Source organism: Arthrobacter sp. TB 23, assembly GCF_000294595.1.
Classification (GTDB): Bacteria; Actinomycetota; Actinomycetes; order Actinomycetales; family Micrococcaceae; genus Arthrobacter_D.
In genome coordinates, this window is sequence record NZ_ALPM01000122.1 from 1 (window position 1) to 4,645 (window position 4,645).

At 64.3% G+C, this 4,645-nt stretch carries 5 protein-coding genes; 2 read left to right on the top strand and 3 right to left on the bottom strand.

The window, feature by feature from the left end; all coding sequences use genetic code 11:
• Nucleotides 1-64 precede the first annotated feature (64 nt).
• Together B384_RS0116100 and B384_RS19330 are read right to left on the bottom strand one after the other, a co-directional pair.
• The gene (locus B384_RS0116100) at nt 65-1,552 is read right to left on the bottom strand and encodes a glyceraldehyde-3-phosphate dehydrogenase (RefSeq protein ID WP_272942583.1); all 1,488 of its coding nucleotides are present in this window, start codon (nt 1,550-1,552) and stop codon (nt 65-67) included.
• Between the two features lie 270 nt (nt 1,553-1,822).
• Nucleotides 1,823-2,590: a sigma-70 family RNA polymerase sigma factor gene (locus tag B384_RS19330; protein WP_019484129.1), complete on the bottom strand. Its 768-nt coding sequence runs from the start codon at nt 2,588-2,590 to the stop codon at nt 1,823-1,825.
• 80 nt (nt 2,591-2,670) lie between these two features.
• On the opposite strand from B384_RS19330, the gene B384_RS0116110 reads away from it, so the two are divergent.
• Both B384_RS0116110 and B384_RS0116115 read left to right on the top strand, forming a co-directional pair.
• Nucleotides 2,671-2,901, top strand: a complete 231-nt coding sequence (locus tag B384_RS0116110; RefSeq protein WP_019484130.1) for a YgaP family membrane protein — start codon at nt 2,671-2,673, stop codon at nt 2,899-2,901.
• 179 nt (nt 2,902-3,080) lie between these two features.
• A complete protein-coding gene (locus tag B384_RS0116115; RefSeq protein ID WP_026041246.1) occupies nt 3,081-4,037 on the top strand; it encodes an acyl-CoA thioesterase in 957 nt (318 codons plus the stop codon).
• Here the strand turns inward: B384_RS0116115 and B384_RS21215 are convergent.
• Entirely contained in the window at nt 4,034-4,360 is a 327-nt protein-coding gene (locus B384_RS21215; protein ID WP_237715342.1) for a hypothetical protein, read from the bottom strand. The genes B384_RS0116115 and B384_RS21215 overlap by 4 nt on opposite strands.
• Nucleotides 4,361-4,645: the final 285 nt, after the last annotated feature.

Below are 4,645 nucleotides of genomic sequence, written 5' to 3' on the forward strand. Positions count from 1 at the left end.
CCGGCGGTTCTATGGTCGCCCCCACAGGTCGCCTCGAGGGGCGCCTTCGTGCGGGCGGCGTGTTTCAGCCCGCCGAGGCCGAGGACCGCACGGTCGCGGCGACGGGTTCCTTGGCCGGGAACGACGGCGGGTTCACGCCGGCCATCTCCTCCATCACCCGGACCACCTGGCAGCTGTAGCCGAACTCGTTGTCGTACCAGACGTAGAGCACCAGGTTGGTGCCGTTCGCGATGGTCGCCAGTCCATCGACAATCCCGGCCCGGCGGGATCCGACAAAGTCGGTGGAGACGACGTCGGGCGAGTCGATGTAGTCGACCTGTTTGCGCAAATCGGAGTGCAGCGACGTTTCGCGCAGGTAGGTGTTGACCTCGTCCTTACTGGTCCCGTCGGCCAGGGTCAGGTTGAGGATAGCGATCGAGACATCGGGGGTCGGCACGCGGATGGAGCTGCCGGTCAGTTTGCCCTCGAGCTCGGGGAGCGCCTTCGCGACGGCCTTCGCCGCACCGGTCTCGGTGATGACCATGTTCAACGCCGCCGAACGGCCACGCCGGTCACCCTGGTGGAAGTTGTCGATCAGGTTCTGGTCATTGGTGAACGAGTGCACCGTCTCCACATGCCCGTGCACCACACCGAACCGGTCATTGATGGCCTTCAACACGGGGGTGATGGCGTTGGTGGTGCAGGACGCGGCGGTGACGATCTGGTCCGTGGGCAGAATGGTGTTGTGGTTGATGCCATGCACAATGTTCTTCAGCGCACCCTTGCCCGGCGCCGTCAGGAGCACCCGGGCAATGCCCTTGCTCTGCAGGTGCTTGGACAGCCCTTCCTCGTCGCGCCAGCGTCCGGTGTTGTCGACCAGCAGGGCGTCCTTGATGCCGTAGGCGGTGTAGTCGACGGTGGACGGGTCGTTCGAGTAGATCACCTGGATGTGCACGCCGTTGGCGGTAATCGTGTTGGCTTCTTCGTCAATCCGGATGGTGCCCTCAAAGCTGCCATGCACCGAGTCGCGGCGGAGCAGGCTGGCCCGCTTCATCAGGTCGTTGTCGGCGCCCTTACGGACCACAATGGCGCGCAACCGCAGCCCGTGGCCACCGCCGGCCTTCTCGATCAGGAGCCGTGCCACCAGGCGGCCGATGCGCCCGAAACCATAGAGCACGACGTCGGTGCTGGTGCGTTCGTCGGCCCCGCGCTTGTCGACGACGTCGGCCAGCTCCGCGCGGAGGAAGTCCTCCAGAGAGGCGCCACCGCCGTCGGCCTTGAACTTCTGGGTCAGCCGGGCAATGTCGATGGCCGCGGCGCCCAGATCAAGGTCCACCAGGGTGCGCAGGAGCGGCGCGGTTTCCTCAAGGAACAACTCTTCCTTGCTGATCCGGCGGGCAAACCGGTGGGCTTTGAGGATGTTCATGGCCGACTTATTGATGAGGCTGCGGCCGTGGATGCTGATCACCACGTTGTTTTCGCGGTACAGCCGCCCGATGACGGGGATCATTCCCTCCGCAAGAGCCTCTCGGCTCATCCATGTGTCAAGGCATTCCGATGGGTCGCGGTGCACTGTCAATCCCTTCCTGCCGCTGGGTTCTCCAGCGTTGTGTGCGGCCCGCCGCGGACCTGGTCGAATAGGTCTGGCGCGGCTGGCTCATGCGCGCGTCCGCCCGGACGACGGCGTCGGGGGCGGGGATGGTGCGCGGGTGATAGGTCAAGAATATCGTCCCGATGCCGATTGGCGGTAAATGGTCACGGCGACGCAACGCAGCCGAAACAGCCAGCGCGCATGCTGGAGCCATGAAGCGACCCCTGTCCCATGCGGCGACGGCCGAGGGCTTCACCTTTCGGACGTACGGTCGTATTCGTCGACTTCCTGACGGAAAGAAGCGAGTGCTTTCATCAGTCGAGGCGCTGGCGTGGACCTGGGGGATGGGTGGGACAGGGCTGAGCGTAAGCCGACGAGGGCCTGGGCCAGGGGTGGGCAGTGCGGACAGTGTCTGAGGTGCGCTTCGATATGCCGCTGAGTTTCGTCGGCGAGGGTCCCCTCAAGGTAAGGGGCTAGGGAGTCCCGGGCCTGCCGGCAGTCGGCGGTTTGTCGTTCGATCGTCCCGCTGGTCTTTGCCAGGATCTGGACCATGCGTAATCGCGCTCGCTGCAGGCGTTTATGTGCGGCTGCTTCAGAAAAGCCTCCTAGATCGGCGATCTCAGCTGCGCTCCAATCCAGACTGTCATGCAGAACGAGCATCATCCTGTCCTGTACGGGGAGTTGCGCCAGTCCGGCGCGGAGATGTTGTTCGTCCTCTGCCTGTTCAATCACGGCGAGCGGATCTGGGACCGTCATGGCCCTAAGATCCTCATTGGCTGGCATAGTCAGGGGTGCGTTCCGCCCCGCAAGGTCTTTACTACGGTTGATCAGGATGCGGTGCAGCCACGTGGCCAACGAGGCGTCGCCGCGGTACGTGCCCTGGGCACGCCACGCCCGTTCGAGAGTGTCCTGAACCAGGTCGTCGGCGTCGATGCCTTTCGGCGCAGTCCGTTGCGCCAATCGTCGAAGGCGCGGCATTTCGGCGCTAAGCGCGGTAAGAAATTCTTCGGATGACAGCATTGCCGCACGCTCCTACGTCCAGTTCCGCTCGATGAACCGTCTAACAGAGTATCCGCGAAGGACAGAGGAAAGGAAAGACGATGGAATTCGTGAAGTTTATGCGCAGCAGCAGCGGTCGAATCCTGCGCATCACGGCTGGAGTGGTACTGGCCCTGGTGGGTGTTTTTGCCGTGGAGGGTGCCGGCGGGATAGCCCTGGTGCTGGTCGGTTTCGTAATGATCGCGGCTGGGGTGGTCAACTTTTGCCTGCTCGGACCGCTGTTCCACACCGATGTGTGGGGCAATCCAAAGCGGACATCTGAGCGCGCCTAATGTCCGCGGCTTGCGCCAAGATAGCTGGCTGAATCAGCGAAGTGACGGGCCGGAGCAGGGTGGCTGACGCCAACCACCCGAGCGGCGGCCCGGATCTGTGCCCCGTTGAGACCAGCTGATTTGACTAGGTTCGGTCCTGCACCGATGAGCGCCAGTTCCAGATGCGCAATACTGACTCAATGAATCAGACCAACTCGGTAACCCTGCGCTTCCTCGCTGCTCCCACCGACCTAGGACACAGTGGTTCCGTCGACGCCGGGACGGTGCTGGAATGGGTGGATAAGGCAGCCTACGCTGCCGCCGTCGGGTGGGCGAAAAGTTACTGTGTCACCGCGTACGTCGGCAATATCCACTTCGCTGATCCGGTGAATGTGGGCGACATGGTGGAGGTCGAGGCAACCATTGTGTACACCGGGCGGTCGTCGCTGCACATCCAGACCATGGTGTCCTCCGGTGACGTCAAAGGCGGCGACGCGTCAATGCGCAGCCAATGCCTGGTGATTTTCGTAGCGGTCGGACCGGATGGCAAGCCTGTTCCGGTACCACCGTACGAACCGTCAACCCCCGAAGAGGTCAGCCGCCGGGACGCGGCGAAGGCCCGGATCGCTGTGCGCGAGGAAATTGTCGAGGCGATGCGCGGACAGGTCTACACCGACGAAGGGACCGCCGAAAAAGTTACCCTACGGTTCCTCGCGGCGCCCACCGACGTGAACTGGGGTGGCAAAGTGCACGGCGGCACGGTGATGGATTGGATCGATGAGGCCGCCTACGTCTGTTCGGCTCGGTACTGCGGCCAGGACACCGTGGCGGTGTTCTCCGGTGGGGTGCGGTTCTATCGGCCGCTGCTGATCGGGGACGTGGTGGAGGTGGAAGCCCGCCTGGTCTATACGGGCAACAAGGGAATGCACATCGCCGTCCACGTCAGGTCCGGAAAACCGACCGACGAGGAGATGAATCTGACCACCTACTGCCTCACCGTGATGGTGGCCAGGGATGCGAACGGCACAGCTGTGGCCGTCCCGGGGTGGATACCCCGGTCCGAAGAGGACCGCCGACTTGAGGCGCATGCGCGGGAGCTGCTGGAAATCCGGGGGCGCGCGCCGGGGAACCGGCTGCCCAACCACCTGACCCGTTAGGGGCAGGGCTTCCAGGTCTTCCCACCGGGGGCGTAACACCGGGGACCGGTATAACCCGGGAAGGGCTCCTGCGCCGGCGGTGGAGGCTGCACGACCGGAGGGGCAGGCTGCGGAGCTGGCGGAACGTAGGGCGCAGGTGCGGGCGGAACGTAGGGCGCAGGAAGGTTTCGGACGCGCTCCCGTTCGGCTTCGGCGAGCCTTTCAGCTTCCAAAGCGGCAGCCTCGGCTGCCAGACGATCCGCTTCGGCCCGCTCGGCCGCCTCTTTTCGTTCCTGCTCAGCCACTGCTGCAGCTGCTGCCCGTTCTTTCTGCTCCGCCGCCACACGGGCTGCCTCCGCCTTCTTCGCTGCAGCGTCTGCCCTGGCCTGTGCTTCCTCAGACTTAAGCGTCTCGGCCTCCGCTTCAATTGAGGCAAGCCTCGATTCCCCGGAATCGATCGTTGCCGACAGCCCGGACAGGAGAGAAACTCCGGCGGCCGTCGAATGCGCGAGCCAGCGAACTGATTGTTCACCCGCTTTCAGAGCGCTATGCAGGGCCTTGGCTGCGACCAGGGCCGCAGCCAGGCTCCCGACCGTCGCCGCGGCTGCCGCGGCTGTTGCCCCGGCGGG